Source organism: Paracoccus kondratievae (genome assembly GCF_009301415.1).
GTDB classification, from domain to species: Bacteria; Pseudomonadota; Alphaproteobacteria; order Rhodobacterales; family Rhodobacteraceae; genus Paracoccus; species Paracoccus kondratievae.
The window spans coordinates 1415949-1434524 of sequence record NZ_CP045072.1 but is presented as its reverse complement, the minus strand read 5'-3'; the positions used below and the strand labels follow the sequence as shown (position 1 = coordinate 1434524).

Below are 18576 nucleotides of genomic sequence, written 5' to 3'. Positions count from 1 at the left end.
CGAAAGGGCGGGGCGCGGTTTTTTGGCTCTGGCACGGCGCGGACCCTTGCGACTTTGACGGCCTTGGCTATAACCCCGGACGATTTATCAGCCGCCAGCCCGAGGGACCGCCATGCCGAAAAGAACCGATATCAAATCCATCCTGATCATCGGTGCCGGTCCCATCGTCATCGGTCAGGCATGCGAGTTCGACTATTCCGGCGCTCAGGCCTGCAAGGCGCTGCGCGAAGAGGGTTACCGGGTCATCCTGGTGAACTCGAACCCCGCCACGATCATGACCGATCCAGAAATGGCGGATGCAACCTATATCGAGCCGATCACCCCCGAGGTGGTTGAAAAGATCATCGCCAAGGAACGGCCGGACGCGCTTTTGCCGACCATGGGCGGGCAGACCGGGCTGAACACCGCACTGGCGCTGGCCGATGCTGGGGTGCTGAACCGTTACGGCGTCGAGCTGATCGGGGCGCAGCGTGCCGCCATCGAAATGGCCGAAGACCGCAAGCTGTTCCGCGAAGCGATGGAGCGGATCGGGCTGGAAAACCCCCGCGCCACCATCGTTTCGGCGCCCAAACACCCCAATGGCACCTATGATATCGCCGCCGGCATCGCCATTGCGATGGAGGCGCTTGAGGATATCGGCCTGCCCGCGATCATCCGTCCCGCCTTTACCCTTGGTGGTACCGGGGGCGGCGTCGCCTATAACCGTGACGATTACGAACGTATCGTCCGCTCAGGCCTTGAGGCATCCCCGGTTGCGCAGGTGCTGGTCGACGAAAGCCTGCTTGGCTGGAAGGAATACGAGATGGAGGTGGTGCGTGACCGCGCCGACAACGCCATCATCGTCTGCTCGATCGAGAACGTCGACCCGATGGGCGTTCATACTGGCGATTCGATCACCGTCGCACCTGCGCTGACCCTGACCGACCGCGAATATCAGCGTATGCGCAACGGCTCGATCGCCGTGTTGCGCGAAATCGGGGTCGAAACCGGCGGTTCCAACGTCCAATGGGCGATCAACCCCAAGGATGGCCGTATGGTGGTGATCGAGATGAACCCGCGGGTGTCGCGGTCCTCGGCGCTGGCCTCGAAAGCGACGGGCTTTCCCATCGCCAAGATCGCGGCCAAGCTGGCGGTCGGCTATACGCTGGACGAACTGGACAACGACATCACCAAGGTCACCCCGGCCAGCTTTGAGCCCTCGATCGACTATGTCGTGACCAAGATCCCGCGCTTTGCCTTCGAGAAATTCCCCGGCTCAAAGCCCGAGCTGACCACTGCGATGAAGTCGGTGGGCGAGGTCATGGCCATCGGCCGCAGCTTCCATGAATCGCTGCAAAAGGCGCTGGCCTCGATGGAAAACGGGCTGACCGGCCTTGACGATATCGAAATCCCCGGCGCGCCCGACAAGGCGGCGATCATCAAGGCGATCAGCCAGCAGACCCCCGACCGTCTGCGCCTGATTGCTCAGGCCATGCGCCACGGGCTCGGCGACGACGAGATCCAGCACGCTACCGCCTTTGATCCCTGGTTCCTGGCCCGCATCCGCGAGATCGTCGAGGCCGAGGCCGGAGTTCGCGCCTCGGGTCTGCCTGCGGATGCCGAGGGGCTGCGCAAGCTCAAGATGATGGGCTTTACCGACGCGCGCCTGGCCAGGCTTACCAGTAAGTCCGAGGCCGAGATCCGTCAGGCCCGCCGCACCCATGACCTGCACCCGGTCTTTAAGCGCATCGACACCTGCGCGGCCGAGTTTGAGGCCCAGACCCCCTATATGTATTCGACCTATGAGGCCCCGGCGATGGGCGAGGTCGAAAACGAAGCCCGTCCCTCGGACCGCAGGAAGGTGGTGATCCTTGGGGGCGGTCCGAACCGGATCGGTCAGGGGATCGAGTTCGATTACTGCTGCTGCCATGCCTGTTTCGCGCTGACCAAGGCCGGTTACGAAACGATCATGATCAACTGCAACCCCGAGACCGTCTCGACCGACTACGACACCTCGGACCGGCTGTATTTTGAACCGCTGACGATGGAACATGTGCTTGAGATCCTGCGGGTTGAGCAGGAAAACGGCACTTTGCACGGCGTGATCGTCCAGTTCGGTGGCCAGACCCCGCTGAAACTTGCCAATGCGCTTGAGGCAGAGGGGATTCCGATCCTTGGCACCTCGCCCGATGCCATCGACCTTGCCGAGGACCGCGAGCGGTTCCAGAGGCTGCTGAACGATCTGGACCTGAAACAGCCGGTGAACGGCATCGCCCATTCGGACGCCGAGGCCATCGAGATCGCGCAGCGCATCGGTTTCCCGCTGGTCATCCGTCCCTCTTACGTGCTGGGCGGCCGGGCGATGGAAATCGTGCGCGACATGGATCAGCTCAACCGCTACATCCGTGAGGCGGTGCAGGTTTCGGGCGACAGCCCCGTGCTGCTTGACAGCTATCTTTCCGGTGCAATCGAGGTTGACGTTGACGCGCTGTCGGACGGGAAAACCGTCCATGTCGCCGGTATCATGGAGCATATCGAAGAGGCGGGCGTTCACTCGGGCGACTCGGCCTGTTCGCTGCCTCCCCATACGCTGGATAGCGAGACGATCGCCAGGCTGAAGGTCCAGACCGAGGCGATGGCCAGGGCGCTGAACGTCGTCGGCCTGATGAATGTGCAATTCGCGCTGAAGGACGGCGAGATCTATGTGCTGGAGGTCAACCCGCGCGCCTCGCGTACCGTGCCCTTTGTCGCCAAGGCGACCGACAGTGCCATTGCCTCGATCGCTGCGCGGCTGATGGCGGGTGAGCCTATGTCGAACTTCCCCGTCCGCGCGCCCTATCCCGAAGGGGTCGGCCCCGAAGATGATCTGCCCTTTGCCGATCCGCTGACGCTTGCCGATCCGAACACCCCCTGGTTCTCGGTCAAAGAGGCGGTGCTGCCCTTTGCCCGTTTCCCCGGGGTCGATACCTTGCTTGGCCCCGAGATGCGTTCGACCGGCGAAGTGATGGGGTGGGATCGCAGCTTCCCCCGCGCCTTCCTTAAGGCGCAGATGGGGGCAGGGACGCATCTGCCGAACGGCGGGCTGGTCTTTATTTCGGTCCGTGACGCCGACAAGACGGCTGAGCTGGCCCGCGCGGCGGGCGAGTTGACTGCCATGGGCTTCAAGCTGGTCGCGACCCGCGGCACGGCTGAATTCCTGCGCGGTTCGGGTGTTGAGACCGAACTGGTGAACAAGGTCTATGAGGGCCGTCCGAACATCGTTGACCGGCTGAAAAACGGTGAAATCGCGATGGTTCTGAACACGACCGAGGGCGCGCAGGCCATCGCCGATTCGCGCGAAATCCGGGCCGTGGCGCTGAACGACCGGATTCCCTATTTCACCACAGCGGCGGGCAGCATTGCCGCGGTCGCCGCGATCAAGTCGCGCGGCGAGGGAGAGGTCGGGGTCAGAAGCCTTCAGGCCTAGGCTATTGCCGCCGGGGGCGGTCAACGCTGGTAGAATGGGGATACGGGAACCATGAGCTTTAACACCTTCGGCCGCGTGTTCACCTTTACCACCTGGGGCGAAAGCCACGGTCCCGCGCTTGGCGCGACCGTGGACGGCTGCCCCCCTGGCGTGGCTCTGGACGAAGGCTGGATTCAGCAGTTCCTTGACCGCCGCCGGCCCGGCAGCTCGAAGTTCACTACCCAGCGGCAAGAGCCGGATCAGGTGCGCATCCTGTCGGGCGTGTTCGAGGGTAAGACCACCGGCACGCCGATCCAGCTGATGATCGAGAATACCGATCAGCGCAGCAAGGATTACGGTGACATCGCCCAGGCCTTCCGTCCCGGCCATGCTGATATTGCTTATCACCTGAAATACGGCATCCGTGATTATCGTGGTGGCGGGCGCTCTAGCGCGCGAGAGACCGCGGCGCGGGTCGCGGCGGGGGGCGTGGCACAGGCGGTATTGCGCGATCTGGTCCCGGACCTGCGCATCATCGGCTATATGGTGCAGATGGGTGATCTGCACCTTGACCGGTCACAGTTCGACGCGGATGAGATCGGCCGGAACCCGTTCTTTTTGCCCGATGCCAGCGCCGTTCCGGCGTGGGAGGATTATCTGAACGCGATTCGCAAGGCGCAGAACAGCGTGGGCGCGGCGGTCGAGGTGCTGATTCAGGGCTGTCCGCCCGGTCTTGGCGCCCCCGTCTATGCCAAGCTGGACACTGACCTTGCCGCTGCGATGATGTCGATCAACGCGGTCAAAGGGGTCGAGATCGGCGAGGGCATGGCGGCCGCCGCGCTGACCGGCACTGCTAATGCCGATGAAATCCGTATGGGTAACGATGGTCTGCGCTTTTTGTCGAATCATGCCGGGGGGATTCTGGGCGGAATCTCGACCGGGCAGGACATTGTCGTGCGATTCGCGGTCAAACCGACCAGTTCGATCCTGACCCCGCGTCGCACCATCAATCAGCGCGGCGAAGAAATCGAGCTGATTACCAAAGGCCGTCATGATCCCTGCGTCGGCATCCGTGCTGTGCCGATTGCAGAAGCTATGGCTGCCTGCGTGATTCTGGATCACCTGCTGCTCGACCGGGCACAGACGGGGGGACAGCGCGGCCGTATTGGCTAAGCGGATCTGCCCGGGTGCGAAAATCATCTTCGCCGCGATTGTCGCTGAACTGTTACATTTCTTTCGCATAACCGTCGCACCGCCGTTCTAGAGAACGCGCAGGCCGAATCCGGCCAGATGAAATGTCAGGAGTGATCCGATGAAATCCGCGAAACTCACTGTGTCGGCGCTGGCCGTGATCGCCGCCTCGGCCACGGCTGCGGCCGCCCGCGACCAGATCCAGATCTCGGGCTCGTCCACGGTGCTGCCCTATGCGACCATCGTTGCCGAAGCCTTTGGCGAGAACACCGACTTTCCGACCCCGGTGGTCGAATCGGGTGGTTCTTCGGCGGGGCTCAAGAAATTCTGCGAGGGCGTGGGCGAGAACACGATCGACATCGCCAATGCATCGCGTCCGATCAAGGACAGCGAAAAAGAGGCCTGCAAGGCCGCCGGCGTGACCGAGATCATGGAAGTGCGCATCGGTTACGACGGGATCGTCTTTGCCAGCGACATCTCGGGTAACGACTTCGCCTTTACCTCTGCGGATTGGTTCAACGCGCTGTCGGCTCAGGTGGTCAAGGACGGCAAGGTCGTCGCCAACCCCTACACCAAATGGAGCGAGATCCGCGCCGATCTGCCCGATCAGGAAATCCTTGCCTTTATCCCGGGCACCAAGCACGGCACCCGCGAAGTGTTCGAGGAAAAGGTCATCGCCGCGGGCTGCAAGGAATCGGGTGCGGCCGAGGTCTTTAACACCGAGCTTGGCGAAGAGGCCGGCGAACAAGCCTGTCTGAGCCTGCGCACCGATGGCAAATCGGTCGATATCGACGGCGACTATACCGAGACGCTGGCCCGTATCCAGTCGGCCAAGAATGGCATCGGCGTCTTTGGCCTGTCGTTTTATGAAAACAACACCGACAAGCTGAAAGTCGCGACCATCGGCGGCATCCAGCCCTCGACCGAAAGCATCGCCTCGGGTGAATATCCGGTGTCGCGTCCGCTGTATTTCTATCTCAAGAAACAGCACATCGGCACGGTCCCGGGGCTGAAGGAGTTCGCGGAATTCTTCGTCTCGGACGATCTCGCCGGTGCCGGGGGGCCGCTTGCCAGCTATGGGCTGGTCGCTGATCCCGAACTTGCCGCCACCCAAAAGGCGGTGGCTGATGAAGTGACCATCGCGCAGTAACGCGACCTCCGGGCGCGGGCAGACGGCCCGCGCCTTTCCGCTTTCCTGTCTTGAGGGCTATAGATGCCTGTCTCATGGACTTTGCTGATTGTCCTTGCCCTGGCGGCCGTTGGCTATGTCGTTACCCGTGCCCGTGCCATCGCGCAGGCTGGTGGCGATGTGCGGCGCCTTCATTCCCGACCCAGTTATCACGGCTGGCATGCGGCGCTGTTGACGGCGCTGCCGGCGCTGTTTCTGATCGCCATCTGGCGGTTTGTGCAGCCCTCGGCAGAGGTGACGCCACTGACACCGCTGGCGCTGCTGCTTGCGGCCGCCGGGCTGGCCTTTGCGCTTATCCGTACCGCACCCGGTTTTCGCGCCCGTAACGCAGTCGAAAACATGGTCAAAGGGCTGCTGATCCTGTGCTCGATCATTGCCATTCTGACCACCGCAGGCATCGTATTTTCGATGCTGTTCGAGACAGGGCATTTCTTCCAGAAATATTCCTGGCAGGACTTTTTCTTTGGCACCACCTGGTCGCCCAAATTCGGCGGAGGCTCACAGCTGGGCATCCTGCCGCTGTTGTGGGGGACGATCTACATTTCGCTGATCGCACTGGCCGTCTCGGTCCCGATTGGGCTTTTTGCGGCGATCTATATGTCGGAATACGCCTCTGTACGGCTGCGCAGCGTCGCCAAGCCGGCAATCGAGGTGCTCGCCGGTATTCCGACCATTGTTTACGGTCTCTTTGCCCTGATCACGGTTGGCCCGGCGCTGCGTGACTGGTTCGCCCAGCCGATGGGGTTGGGCAGTTCCGCCTCATCGGTGATGACGGCGGGCCTTGTCATGGGGATCATGCTGATCCCCTTTGTCAGCTCGCTTTCCGATGACATCATCAATGCCGTACCGCAAAGCCTGCGTGACGGCGCGCTTGGTCTGGGCTCGACCCAGTCCGAAACGGTGCGCAAGGTGGTTCTGCCCGCTGCGCTGCCCGGTATCGTGGGCGCGGTCCTGCTGGCCGCCTCGCGCGCTATTGGCGAGACGATGATCGTCGTTCTTGGGGCAGGGGCTGCGGCGCGCATGGACCTGAACCCGTTCGAGGCCATGACCACCATCACGGTCAAGATTGTCAGCCAGCTGACCGGCGACAACGACTTTGCTGCGCCCGAAACGCTTGTCGCCTTTGCACTGGGTCTAACGCTGTTTGTCACCACGCTGGTTCTGAACATTGTCGCCCTTTACGTCGTGCGCAAATACCGGGAGCAATACGAATGAGCGACGCTACCATTGAAGGGGCGCCCCGCGCGACCCAGCCCAAGTCCTCGCTTTTGGTTGCTGATCCGCACACGCGCCGGCGCCACGCAGCCGAGGCCCGCTTCCGCGCCTATGGTCTGGGCGCCATTGTGATCTCGATGGTCATGCTGGTGGTGCTGCTGTTCACCATCCTGACCGGCGGTATCGGGGCATTTCGCCAGACCTATCTGGAGATCCCGGTCACGCTGGAGGACGCCCAGCTTGACAAGAACGGCAACCGTGACCCTGCGGATCTGGGCAAGGTCCTGACCCTGACCTATGGCAAGCTTTTGCAGCAATCGCTGGAAAAGGTGGTTGCCGATAAGGGCATCGCAATTGCCGATCTGTCGGCCAAGGATCTGTCGGGCCTGATCTCGAAAGAGGCCCCGGCGCGGCTGCGCGATCAGGTGCTGGCGAACCCCGATCTGATCGGCCAGACCATCACTGCCCGCGTGCTGGTGAACGGGCGGATCGACGGCTATTACAAGGGCCGTGTCACGATGGACAGCGCGCTGCGCGACGCCAATACCTCGCCCGCGCAGCTGCAACTTGCCGATGCGCTGAAGGCACAGGGGATGCTGGCGACCAAATGGAACTGGTCGTTCCTGACCAGCCCGGACGCCTCGGACCAACGGCCCGAGGCTGCGGGTGTCGGTATCGCCATTCTCGGGTCGCTTTACATGATGCTGGTGGTGCTGGTGCTTGCGGTGCCGATTGGCGTCGCTGCCTCGATCTATCTTGAGGAATTCGCGCCCAAGAACCGCTGGACCGACATTATCGAGGTGAATATCTCGAACCTTGCAGCGGTGCCGTCGATCGTCTTTGGTATCCTTGGCCTTGCCGCCTTCATCAATTTTGGGGGCCTGCCGCAATCGGCACCCATCGTCGGCGGCCTGGTGCTGACTCTGATGACCTTGCCGACCATAATCATCGCTACCCGCGCCGCCCTTAAGGCAGTGCCGCCTTCGATCCGCGATGCGGCGCTGGGGGTCGGGGCTTCGCGGATGCAGTCCGTTTTTCACCATGTCCTGCCGCTTGCCATGCCGGGTATCCTGACCGGCACCATCATCGGCATGGCGCAGGCTTTGGGCGAGACCGCGCCGCTGTTGCTGATTGGCATGGTGGCTTTCGTCAAGAACTTCCCCTCGGCCCCGCCCGAAGGGCTGTTCGAACCCGCCTCGGCCCTGCCGGTGCAGGTCTATAACTGGACCCAGCGCGCCGACCCCGCCTTTATCGAGCGGGCCTCGGGGGCAATCATCGTGCTGCTGGTGTTCCTGCTTTGCATGAACGTGCTGGCCATTCTCCTGCGCCGCAGATTCGAGCGCCGGTGGTAAACTCGGGAAGGAGCCCCGATATGAACGACATGACACTTCTGGAGCGCAGCGTGGAGCAGACAGAAATCAAGATTTCGGCGCAGGACGTGCAGGTCTGGTACGGCGAAAAGCATGCGATCAAGGATGTTAACGTCGACCTGCTGGATAAGACCGTGACCGCCTTTATCGGTCCTTCGGGTTGCGGAAAATCAACCTTCCTGCGCTGTCTGAATCGTATGAACGACACGATCGAAAGCTGTCGTGTCGGCGGACGGATTGCGCTTGATGGCGAGGATATCTACGACCGCCGCGTCGATCCGGTGCAGTTGCGCGCACGCGTCGGAATGGTGTTTCAAAAACCGAACCCCTTTCCGAAATCTATCTATGACAATGTCGCTTATGGACCGCGTATCCACGGGCTTGCCCGCAACCGCGCCGAACTGGACGAAATTGTCGAAAAATCGCTGCGCGGCGCGGCGCTGTGGAATGAGGTCAAGGACCGTCTGGGCGAACCGGGCACCGGTCTGTCGGGTGGCCAGCAACAGCGGCTTTGCATTGCGCGGGCTGTTGCGACCCAGCCAGAGGTCCTGCTGATGGATGAGCCCTGTTCGGCACTGGACCCCATCGCCACCAGCCAGGTCGAGGAGCTGATCGACCAGCTGCGGGCCGAATTTTCGGTGGTGATCGTCACCCATTCGATGCAGCAGGCCGCGCGCGTCAGTCAAAAGACGGCCTTCTTCCATCTCGGAAATCTGGTGGAATACGGCAACACCGACGACATTTTTACCAATCCCCGCGACCCGCGGACGGAAAGCTACATTTCAGGCCGCATCGGCTGAGCCGGAAGGGAACTGACATGAATAACGAACGCCATATCCTGTCCGCCTTTGACCGCGATCTGGAAACCGTCCAGGCTTTGGTGGTCAAGATGGGCGGCATGGTCGAAAGCGCCATCCATGATTCGGCCATCGCGCTGGAGGCCCGTGACGGCGAACTAGCCGACGACATCCGCCGCCGCGACAAGGCCATCGATGAGCTTGAGTTGCAGATCAACGAAGAGGCGGCTCGTCTGATCGCGCTGCGCGCGCCGCGGGCTACTGATCTGCGCACGGTGCTGTCGGTGATCAAGATCTCGGCCATTCTTGAACGCGTTGGCGATTACGCCAAAAACATCGCAAAACGCAGCGATGTTCTGGCCGAGATGCCGGAGATCGAGGGGGCCGGCATGGCGCTGCGTCGCATGTCCGCCACGGTCGAGGCGATGATGAAGGACGCTCTGGACAGCTATATCCAGCGCGACGTTGCGCTGGCCGCCGACGTGCGCAAGCGCGATCTGGAGGTGGATCAGATGTATAACGCGCTGTTTCGCGAGTTCCTGACCCATATGATGGAGGATCCGCGTAACATCACCGCCTGCATGCATCTGCATTTCATCGCCAAGAACATCGAACGCATGGGCGACCACGCCACCGGCATTGCCGAGCAGGTGATCTATCTTGCCACTGGTGAGCTGCCCGATGATCCGCGCCCCAAGGGCGAAAGCGTTCCGCGAATTGGGGGGGCTTGATACATGGCACAGACGCAACCCTGTGTCCTGGTTGTTGAGGACGAAGGCGCGCAGCGCGAAGTGCTGAAATACAACCTTGAAGCCGAAGGTTTCGGCGTCGTGCTGGCCGAAAACGGGGATGAGGCGATGCTGCTTATCGCCGAGGAACAGCCCGACCTGATCGTTCTGGACTGGATGTTGCCCAATGTCAGCGGCATCGAGGTTTGCCGCCGGGTCAAGGCCGACCCCGTGACGCGTCAGATCCCGATCATCATGCTGTCCGCCCGTTCCGAAGAGGTGGATCGTGTGCGCGGGCTTGAGACCGGCGCCGACGACTATGTGGTCAAGCCATATTCGGTGGTCGAACTTATGGCGCGGCTGCGCACCCAGCTGCGTCGCACCCGCCCGGCCTCGATGGGCGAAAGGCTGACTTTTGGCGACATCATCCTTGATGCGGGGGAACATCGCGTGTTCCGCGCCGGCCAGCCCCTGCATCTGGGACCGACCGAATTCCGCCTGTTGTCCACGCTGATGGAAAAGCCGGGTCGGGTCTGGTCGCGAGAACAGCTTCTTGACCGGGTTTGGGGGCGCGATATCTATGTCGACACCCGCACCATTGATGTCCATGTTGGCCGCCTGCGCAAGGCGCTGATGGCCAACGGCGGCGACAATCCCGTACGCACGGTGCGCGGCACCGGCTATTCGCTGGGCTGATCTGTCAGTCCGGGCTTGCCAGCGGGGCAGGCCGCGGCGTTTCACCGCGGCCTTTTTTATGCTTCCACCCGCTTCGGGTCGATGCAGGTGGGGGGCTCCAGCCTTGCGTTAACGTTGTGCAAGCAGGTCGGTGATCCGTCGTACGGCGACGCGGCGGTTCTGACGCTCAGCCTCGGTGGTCGGGATCAACAGGAACTGTTCACCATAGCCCTGCACGACCATGTTTTCAGGCGGGACTTCAAAATATTCAGTCAGCGCCAGCGCCACTGATTCTGCCCGCCGGTCCGACAACGCAAGGTTAGCCGCATCCGAACCGATTGCGTCGGTATAGCCCTCGATCAGATAAATCTCGCGCGGGTTCTGACCGATACTGTCACGAATCACCTTGCCCAAGGCTGCCAGCTCTTGTGCCTGATCGGGCGTGATCGCCGCCGACCCGGTGTCAAAGGTGATCTGGGGCAGGTTCACCGGTGCGACCAGGGCCCGGACCTCGGGGATGTCGCGGACCTGGCTAAGGCTGAACCGGCGATCCACTGATGCCTCGCGATATAGCGCCTCGCGCAAGGCTGCCTCATCCAGACGGTCATGGTTGATGCGCACTGGTGGCGGGGCAGGCAGGGTCGAGATCTGAACCGGTTGTGCCTCGGTATCGTCGATCAGCCGGGTCTCTGTCCCGTCGGTGGCCAACAGCGTGCGGCGCAGGATATTCATATCCGCGTCCCGAATGGTGACGACACGGCTGCCATCGGCGCGCAGGACCGTGGTCCGGGTAGACCCGTCATCGAAAGTCTCGGTGCGCACGTTCGAACCGGGCTGATAGAGCAGGGCGTTGTCATCCTTGATCACCTGCTGGCTGCCATCAGGTAGTGTGACCACCACCCGGTCCCCGGTGTTCAGGGCCACCTGCCGGTCGTTCGACAGCATCTTGCCGACAGCAAAACCGGCCGCACCCGCCAGCAACAGTTTGGCGATGTCATTGTCGTTATCATCGTCACGGGCTTCCTTGGGCTGTGGATCAGCTGGTTGAGCCTGCAGACCTTCGGCGACCGAGGTGGCAAAATCTTCGGCCGAGCTGCGCGCGTTATCCTTGGTGATCTGTACTTCCTGCGCCTCACCTTTGCCCGCCTCTTCCTCATCTCCGGCAGAGAGCGCGGTAGCCGTGGGCGGGGTGATTTTTTCGGCCGCACGCTGTGCCAGCGCATTCGGCTCGACCCTTGCTTCGGGTGCTTCGACCTCGGTTGTCAGCTCCGATGCCGGCTGATCTTTGCTGGCCTGGCTGGAGGGCTCTGCCTCTTTGGTGGTTTGGGCCTGTTCTTTCAGACGCTCCTCGAGCTCTTTTGCATTTGGCTGTTCTTCATCCTCAGCCGCTGCTTCTTTGGGACCGGTGCTGCTGCTATTCGTATCGGGCACCTGCTGTTGCAGGTGGTGCTCAAGCTCTGGTGCGTCCGGGGTGTCAGGGGAGGGGCTGTCGGCGGTCCGTTTAGGGGTCGGCCGTGGCTCTGCGGATTGATTTGGGTCAGGCGCTGACTGGCCGGCAGCCTCCGCGTTACTCTCGTTCGACGAAGAACCAGCGGGCGCGGTCTGTTGCACCGGCGCAGGTTCCAGTTGCGGTTCATCGCCTTGTTCAGACTGCTCTGCGGAGGTCTTGCTGGCGCTGTCGCCTTCAGTGGTTTCGGCGCTTGTTTCCTGCATCGCCCGTTCAGCCTTTATGGACGGCTTTGCATTCGGGGCGGGGTCAGCAGCAGTAACCGCTTCAGAATTATCCGGCTTTGGTTCGGGTTGAGCGCCCGTAATACCCTCTGCTGTCGCGGGAGCAGTCTCAGGCCGGGTGACGGGCTCTTGCGCCTGTACCACAGGCGGCTTGGGGGCGGGTTCTTTGGCCTGCGTCACCTCGGGCTTTGCCGGCGGTGCCACTGGTGCTGCTTGTTCCGGCGAGGCATGCGCATCCTCGGGCTGGTCCGCAGCAACAGTCTCGCCCTGGGGCTGTTCGCTGGCTGCTTTGGTCGTATCCTCTGGCACGGCTGTGCTCTCTGTCGGGGTGGCCTCCTGGACTTCCTCCGCAGCCTCTTGCGGCTCCGCGGGCTGGTCGTTGGAAAGGACGGCTTGCTCATCGGCCGTCGTATCCTGATCGTCCTGCGCTACCGCCAACTGCGGGGCGATCAGGGACAGGCAGGTCGCAAGGGCGGTTGTCGTTTTGTAAATGCGGCGCATGTCGGTCCTCTTCCGATGGTCGCGTGATCACCAGTCAACCACCGCTTGCTAAGCGGGGTTCCTGAACAAGCCCGTGACCGCCTTGTGATCGGAACAAGTCCGCCGGTCGTGCACGTCAGGCGTCACATCGGGCTAGCCTGCCGCCAGGCATGCGCTGGACGCGGCCAGAAAGCTCTAGCGCGAGAATCGCGGGGGCCAGGGCTGCGGCTGGCATGCCGAGATCGCGGATAAGCATATTTTCCTCGGTCGGGCTGGGTCCAAGGCGGGCGAGAATGCGGGCCTCCAGATCCACCGGGCCACCTGCGTCGCGCAGACGGTATGGCGCTGGCTTGTTGTGGGGCCGATGTCCGAGGCTGGCAAGGCGTTCTGCGACTGCGGCAGGTTGCAGGGCGCGTGCGCGTGTCATGACCGGGGCGGGTGCCGGCGTAGCTGGGGTGAAGCTGTGCTCGGCAGGTTCTGCCGGATTTTGCGCCGGGGCACGGCGGTCATTGGTCTGCAAACCGGCCAGCACATCGGCCGAATTACGCACCAGCAGGGCGCCATCACGGATCAGGTTGTTACAGCCTGCGGCGCGCGCATCCATCGGATGGCCCGGCACTGCCATAACCTCGCGCCCCTGATCCAGCGCGCAGCGTGCTGTAATCAGGCTGCCCGAACGATGCGCAGCCTCGATCACCACCACGGCGCGCGCGAGGCCCGAGATGATGCGGTTACGAGCCGGGAAGTGCCGCGCGACCGGCTCTATCCCCGGTGGCTGTTCGGTGATCAGCAACCCGGTTTCGCAGATTGCCTCGGCCAGGGCGGTGTTTTCGCCAGGATAGATCTTGTCGATTCCCCCCGCCATGACCGCGATGGTGCCGCGATGCAAAGCTGCCTCATGCGCGATGGTATCGATTCCGCGAGCGAGCCCCGCAATGACCGCCGCCCCAGCCTGAGACAGCCCTGACGCGAGGCCGCGCGCCATGCGCAGCCCAAGCGATGAGGCGTTGCGGGCCCCGATCACTGCTACGGGCAGTCGATCCAGCACGGACATATCGCCGCGTAACCACAGTACAGGCGGTGCCTCGGCGATCTCGCGCAGCAGCGCGGGATATTCCGGGTCATCCCAGGTCAGCAATCGGGCGCCAAGTCGCTGGCCTGCCGCAATCTCGGCCTCAGCGACCGAGGCGGGGCAGGGGGTATAGTCCTGCATTCCTGCCGCGCGGGCGATGCCCGGCAGAGCGGCAAGCGCTGCCTCGGCACTACCATGTTCGGCAAGCAATCGGTGAAAGGTAGCAGGCCCGACCCTGCGCGAACGGATCAGGCGCAGCGCTGCAAGTGCTCCCCCCCGCTGTATCAACGGGGTTCGGTGGTGGTCGAAAGAATGCGATCTTGCCAACATGTCCCATGCCTCTGCCTAATCCGCAGGACAGGTCATGGCATGGCAATCGTTAAGAATGCGTTAGCCGGCAAAAAGTTTTTCACGGCCTGTGAAAATGGCTCAGGCTGCCGAACCGCCGATGGTCAGCCCGCCGAGGCGCAGCGTGGGCAGGCCGACACCGACCGGAACCCATTGCCCCTGCTTGCCGCAGTTGCCGATTCCGGGGTCCAGCGACAGGTCGTTTCCGATTGCGCGGATCTGCTGCAGCGCGGTTGCGCCGTCCCCGATCAGGGTGGCCCCACGGATCGGATCCCCGACCTGACCATTCTTTACCCGATAGGCCTCGGTACAGGAAAAGACGAACTTTCCGTTGGTGATGTCAACCTGACCGCCACCGAAGCCGACAGCGTAGATCCCGTCCTCAAGCCCCGCAAGAATCGAGGCCGGATCCTCGCTTCCTGCCAGCATGAAAGTATTGGTCATGCGCGGCATCGGCGCATGGGCATAGCTCTGGCGGCGGCCGTTGCCGGTCGGCGAGACGCCCATCAGACGGGCGTTCTGGCGGTCCTGCATATAGCCGACCAGAATCCCGTCCTCGATCAGAACGTTGCGGCCGGGGGGCGTGCCCTCGTCATCGACAGAGATCGAGCCGCGGCGGTCAGGAATAGTGCCGTCATCAACAACCGTAACCCCTGGCGCAGCGATGCGCTGACCCATCAGCCCTGCAAAGGCCGAATGCCCCTTGCGGTTGAAATCACCTTCAAGCCCGTGCCCTACGGCCTCGTGCAGCAGGATGCCCGGCCAGCCGGGGCCAAGCACCACATCCATTACGCCCGCGGGCGCGGGGATCGAACGTAGATTGACCAGTGCGATCCGCAGCGCCTCGCGCACCAGCCCCTGCCAGTGTTCGGGCGCGACAAGGCCGGCAAGTCCGATACGCCCCCCGCCCCCCGCCGTTCCCGACTCGCGCCGCGCGTTCGATTCGACGATGACCGAGACATTCAGCCGAGCCATCGGTCGGGTATCGGTGGCAAGCCCACCTTCGGGGCGCAGGATGGCCACCTCTTGCACCGAGGTCGCAATGCTGGCCGAAACCTGCACCACACGCGGGTCCAGCCCACGTGCAAAGGCATCAATTTCGCGCAAAAGGGCGACGCGGGAAGCAAAGGGCACGTCCTCGGCCGGGTCGATGGCAGCATAAAGCGGCCGGATCTCACCCCCGGGCGGCAGGGCAAGAGAGCCCCCGCCAGAGCCGACCGCCAGGCGCACCGTCTCGGCCGCTTTTTTCAGTGCGATTTCATTGATTTCCGTCGAATGGGCATAACCGGTTACATCACCGCGCACGGCGCGCAGGCCAAAGCCCTGTTCGGCGTCATAGCTTGCGGTGCGCAGCCGGCCATCATCATAGACCAGTGCCTCGGAACGTGACCGCTCAAGGAAAAGCTCGCCATCATCGGCACCGGCCAAGGCATCGCGCAGTACACGCAGGGCGCGATCCTGATCCAGATGCGTCTGAAAGGGGGAAAACGAAGCGTCTGCCATGAAACCTGTCCTTGCCTGGAAGCCCGGCCTAGGGGTTTTTTGGTCGGAAGTCGATAGGTATGGCTTGCCCGCCGAGGGAAGATATGGTTGTGGTGCAGCACCGATATGTCGGCGGCTATGAGACCCATGGCCTGCCGGCGGCATGATAGGCAACGGGATGGGATGATGGCAATTGCGACGATGTGCCGCGCGCGGGCGGCGGTGACGGGCCTTGGAGTTGCGACGATGACGGCCGTTCCGGCCATGGCGCAAGAAGTGCTGGGCGAACTGCCCGTAATCGGCAAGCCGGTGAACGGCGCGATGGGCTTCCAGCCGGCTTCGAGCCCGCTGGCGCATGACCAGCAGTGGCTGGATCATTTTGTGCTTTACATCATCGCGGCCGTGACGGTGTTTGTCTGCCTTTTGCTGCTGTACTGCATCGTTCGCTTCAACCGTCGGATGAATCCGGTACCTGCGCGCTTTACGCATAACACTCCGGTCGAGGTGATCTGGACGCTGGTTCCGGTGCTGATCCTGGTTGCGATTGGCGCTTATTCGCTGCCGATCCTGTTCCGCAGCCAAGAGATGCCGAATGACCCCGATCTGGTGATCAAGGCGATCGGGCACCAGTGGTACTGGTCTTATGAATATCCGAATGACGGCGTAGCTTTTGATGCGCTGCTGCTGGAAAAAGACGCGCTGGCCGACGCTGGCTACTCTGAAGACGAATATCTTCTGGCTACCGACAACCCGGTGGTTGTGCCGGTCGGCAAGAAGGTTCTGGTGCAGGTCACCGCAACCGACGTGATTCACAGCTGGACCATTCCGGCCTTTGCCGTAAAGCAGGACGCCGTTCCGGGCCGTATCGCGCAGCTGTGGTTCGAAGTCGACAAAGAAGGCGTCTATTTCGGTCAGTGCTCAGAACTTTGCGGCATCAACCATGCCTATATGCCCATCGTCGTGAAGGCAGTCAGCCAGGAGAAATACGACGCCTGGCTTGCTGGCGCGAAAGAAGAATTCGCCGCCGACGCTTCGGATTACCTGCCGGCCAGCCCGATTCAGCTGGCTTCGGCCGAATAAGGTCGGGCCGTGGCCAATATCAACGCATATGAGGGGCCGGCCGACGCGGGCTTTGGCGATTATGTTGCGCTGCTGAAGCCGCGTGTCATGTCGCTGGTGGTGTTCACGGCCTTTGTCGGGCTGTGGATCGCACCGCAGCCGGTCAACCCGTTCGTCGCTTTCTGCGCGGTGCTGTTCATCGCGCTGGGGGGCGGGGCCTCGGGCGCCCTCAATATGTGGTATGACGCCGATATCGACGCCGTGATGCGCCGGACTGCGGGCCGTCCTGTGCCCGCAGGCCGGGTCACCCCGCAAGAGGCGCTGGGTCTTGGCATCGCGCTGTCGGGCCTTTCGGTGATGATGCTGGGTCTGGCCGCAAACTGGTTTGCAGCGGGCTTTCTGGCCTTCACCATCTTTTTCTATGCGGTGATCTATACGATCTGGCTGAAACGCTCGACCCCGCAGAACATCGTCATTGGTGGCGCAGCGGGGGCTTTCCCTCCGATGATCGGCTGGGCCTGCGCAACCGGGGGCGTCAGCATCGAATCGCTGCTGATGTTTGCACTGATCTTCTTTTGGACGCCGCCGCATTTCTGGGCGCTGGCGCTCTTTATGAACGACGACTATTCCAAGGCCGGCGTGCCGATGCTGACGGTGACCCATGGCCGCAAGGTCACGCGCCGCCACATCTTTGCCTATACGCTGGTGCTGGCGCCGTTCGCGATCTGGCTGGGGTTCACCTCGGTCGGCGGGCCGCTTTATCTGGCGGTGTCGGTGGTGCTGAACGCGCTCTTTATCCTTGGTGGATGGCGTATCCTGTGCCGTGACGAAGAGCAGGCGCAGGCCGACGGCTATCGTGTCGAAAAGCGCTATTTCCGGCTTTCACTCTATTACACTTTCCTGCATTTCCTCGCGCTTCTTTTGCAACATTGGGTCGGGGGATGGTGATGCTGCAGCGGGTTGAACACGAATTGCACAGGCGCCGTCGCAGCCGCAACATCGGTCTGCTGGTGGTGCTTCTGGCCTTTGTCGTACTGGTTTTTGGCCTGTCGGTGGTCAAAATTACCCAGGGCGATATGATGCAAGGCTACGATCACCGTCCGCGCGCTTCGATGCTGCCCCGGGACCCGAACCCGCCAGCGCCGAACGCAGGCCCGGTGGCCGCGCCCGGAACTCCGGCCGCAGCCGGCGGGCCGGACGCAGCCGCAGGAGGTCAGCCATGAGCGGGCAGGAAAAACGGTCAAACGGGCGCACGGTCGCGATCCTTTTGGGGGTTGCGGTGCTGATGGGCGCGCTGTCCTGGGCGGCGGTGCCGTTTTATTCCTGGTTCTGCCGGGTAACAGGCTTTGCCGGCACGACCAACGTTGCCGAGGCCGCTTCGGATACTGTGCTTGAGGAAAAGATCCGCGTTCGCTTTGATGCCAACGTGGACCCGAACCTTGGCTGGACGTTCCGCCCGATGCAGCGCGAAATGGAGCTGCGCATAGGCGAGAATGCTCTGGCCTTCTACGAGGCGGTCAACAACACCGACGAGCCCATTACCGGGACGGCGAGCTATAACGTTGCGCCGGATGCCGCGGGCTATTTCTTTAACAAGATTGACTGCTTCTGCTTTACCGAGCAGACCTTGCAGCCGGGTGAGCGGGTCGAGATGCCGGTCAGCTTCTTTGTTGACGCTGATCTGGTCAATGACCGCGATGCGGGACGCATCCGCGACATCACCCTGTCCTACACCTTCCACCGGACCGATCCTCCGGCACCGCAGCAAGCGGCGCTGGACCACGAGACGGAACCGACCGTAAACTGAGCAACACG

General features: G+C 62.5%; 15 protein-coding genes. 12 read left to right on the top strand and 3 right to left on the bottom strand.

What is annotated here, in order from left to right; translation table 11 throughout:
• Positions 1–112 precede the first annotated feature (112 nt).
• The 8 genes from carB (at position 113) to phoB (ending at position 10610) form a co-directional block, all read left to right on the top strand.
• Complete coding sequence (carB, locus tag F8A10_RS07110) at positions 113–3445, top strand: carbamoyl-phosphate synthase large subunit (RefSeq protein ID WP_010392520.1); 3333 nt, start codon at positions 113–115, stop codon at positions 3443–3445.
• Positions 3446–3496: 51 nt separating this feature from the next.
• Complete coding sequence (gene aroC / locus F8A10_RS07105) at positions 3497–4597, top strand: chorismate synthase (RefSeq protein ID WP_152366984.1); 1101 nt, start codon at positions 3497–3499, stop codon at positions 4595–4597.
• Between the two features lie 139 nt (positions 4598–4736).
• A complete protein-coding gene (locus tag F8A10_RS07100; protein ID WP_010392518.1) occupies positions 4737–5765 on the top strand; it encodes a substrate-binding domain-containing protein in 1029 nt (342 codons plus the stop codon).
• 63 nt (positions 5766–5828) lie between these two features.
• Positions 5829–7019: a phosphate ABC transporter permease subunit PstC gene (gene pstC / locus F8A10_RS07095; protein WP_152366983.1), complete on the top strand. Its 1191-nt coding sequence runs from the start codon at positions 5829–5831 to the stop codon at positions 7017–7019.
• Positions 7016–8371, top strand: a complete 1356-nt coding sequence (pstA, locus tag F8A10_RS07090) for a phosphate ABC transporter permease PstA (RefSeq protein ID WP_152366982.1) — start codon at positions 7016–7018, stop codon at positions 8369–8371. Before pstC ends, pstA begins: the two co-directional genes overlap by 4 nt.
• 20 nt (positions 8372–8391) lie before the next feature.
• Positions 8392–9189: a phosphate ABC transporter ATP-binding protein PstB gene (pstB, locus tag F8A10_RS07085; protein WP_010392514.1), complete on the top strand. Its 798-nt coding sequence runs from the start codon at positions 8392–8394 to the stop codon at positions 9187–9189.
• Positions 9190–9206: 17 nt separating this feature from the next.
• Entirely contained in the window at positions 9207–9917 is a 711-nt protein-coding gene (phoU, locus tag F8A10_RS07080; RefSeq protein ID WP_010392513.1) for a phosphate signaling complex protein PhoU, read from the top strand.
• Between the two features lie 3 nt (positions 9918–9920).
• Positions 9921–10610 (top strand): phosphate regulon transcriptional regulator PhoB, encoded by a 690-nt coding sequence (phoB, locus tag F8A10_RS07075; protein WP_010392512.1) that lies wholly within the window; start codon positions 9921–9923, stop codon positions 10608–10610.
• A gap of 108 nt (positions 10611–10718) precedes the next feature.
• On the opposite strand, the gene F8A10_RS21815 is transcribed toward phoB, so the two are convergent.
• From F8A10_RS21815 to tldD, 3 genes are all read right to left on the bottom strand, one after another.
• A complete protein-coding gene (locus tag F8A10_RS21815; RefSeq protein WP_152366981.1) occupies positions 10719–12821 on the bottom strand; it encodes an OmpA family protein in 2103 nt (700 codons plus the stop codon).
• A 115-nt stretch (positions 12822–12936) separates the two neighbouring features.
• Positions 12937–14202, bottom strand: coding sequence for a DNA-processing protein DprA (gene dprA / locus F8A10_RS07065; RefSeq protein ID WP_406611506.1), 1266 nt, complete (start codon positions 14200–14202; stop codon positions 12937–12939).
• A gap of 99 nt (positions 14203–14301) precedes the next feature.
• Complete coding sequence (gene tldD / locus F8A10_RS07060) at positions 14302–15723, bottom strand: metalloprotease TldD (protein ID WP_010392509.1); 1422 nt, start codon at positions 15721–15723, stop codon at positions 14302–14304.
• Positions 15724–15885: 162 nt separating this feature from the next.
• Here tldD and coxB point away from each other — a divergent pair, with 162 nt between their 5' ends.
• The 4 genes from coxB to F8A10_RS07040 are packed head-to-tail and all read left to right on the top strand — an operon-like array spanning position 15886 to position 18568.
• Positions 15886–16782: a cytochrome c oxidase subunit II gene (gene coxB / locus F8A10_RS07055; RefSeq protein WP_010392508.1), complete on the top strand. Its 897-nt coding sequence runs from the start codon at positions 15886–15888 to the stop codon at positions 16780–16782.
• Between the two features lie 9 nt (positions 16783–16791).
• Positions 16792–17709, top strand: coding sequence for a heme o synthase (gene cyoE, locus F8A10_RS07050; protein ID WP_152366980.1), 918 nt, complete (start codon positions 16792–16794; stop codon positions 17707–17709).
• Positions 17709–17984 (top strand): hypothetical protein, encoded by a 276-nt coding sequence (locus tag F8A10_RS07045; RefSeq protein WP_010392506.1) that lies wholly within the window; start codon positions 17709–17711, stop codon positions 17982–17984. Before cyoE ends, F8A10_RS07045 begins: the two co-directional genes overlap by 1 nt.
• Positions 17981–18568: a cytochrome c oxidase assembly protein gene (locus tag F8A10_RS07040; protein WP_085501104.1), complete on the top strand. Its 588-nt coding sequence runs from the start codon at positions 17981–17983 to the stop codon at positions 18566–18568. Before F8A10_RS07045 ends, F8A10_RS07040 begins: the two co-directional genes overlap by 4 nt.
• The last annotated feature ends 8 nt before the right edge of the window (positions 18569–18576 follow it).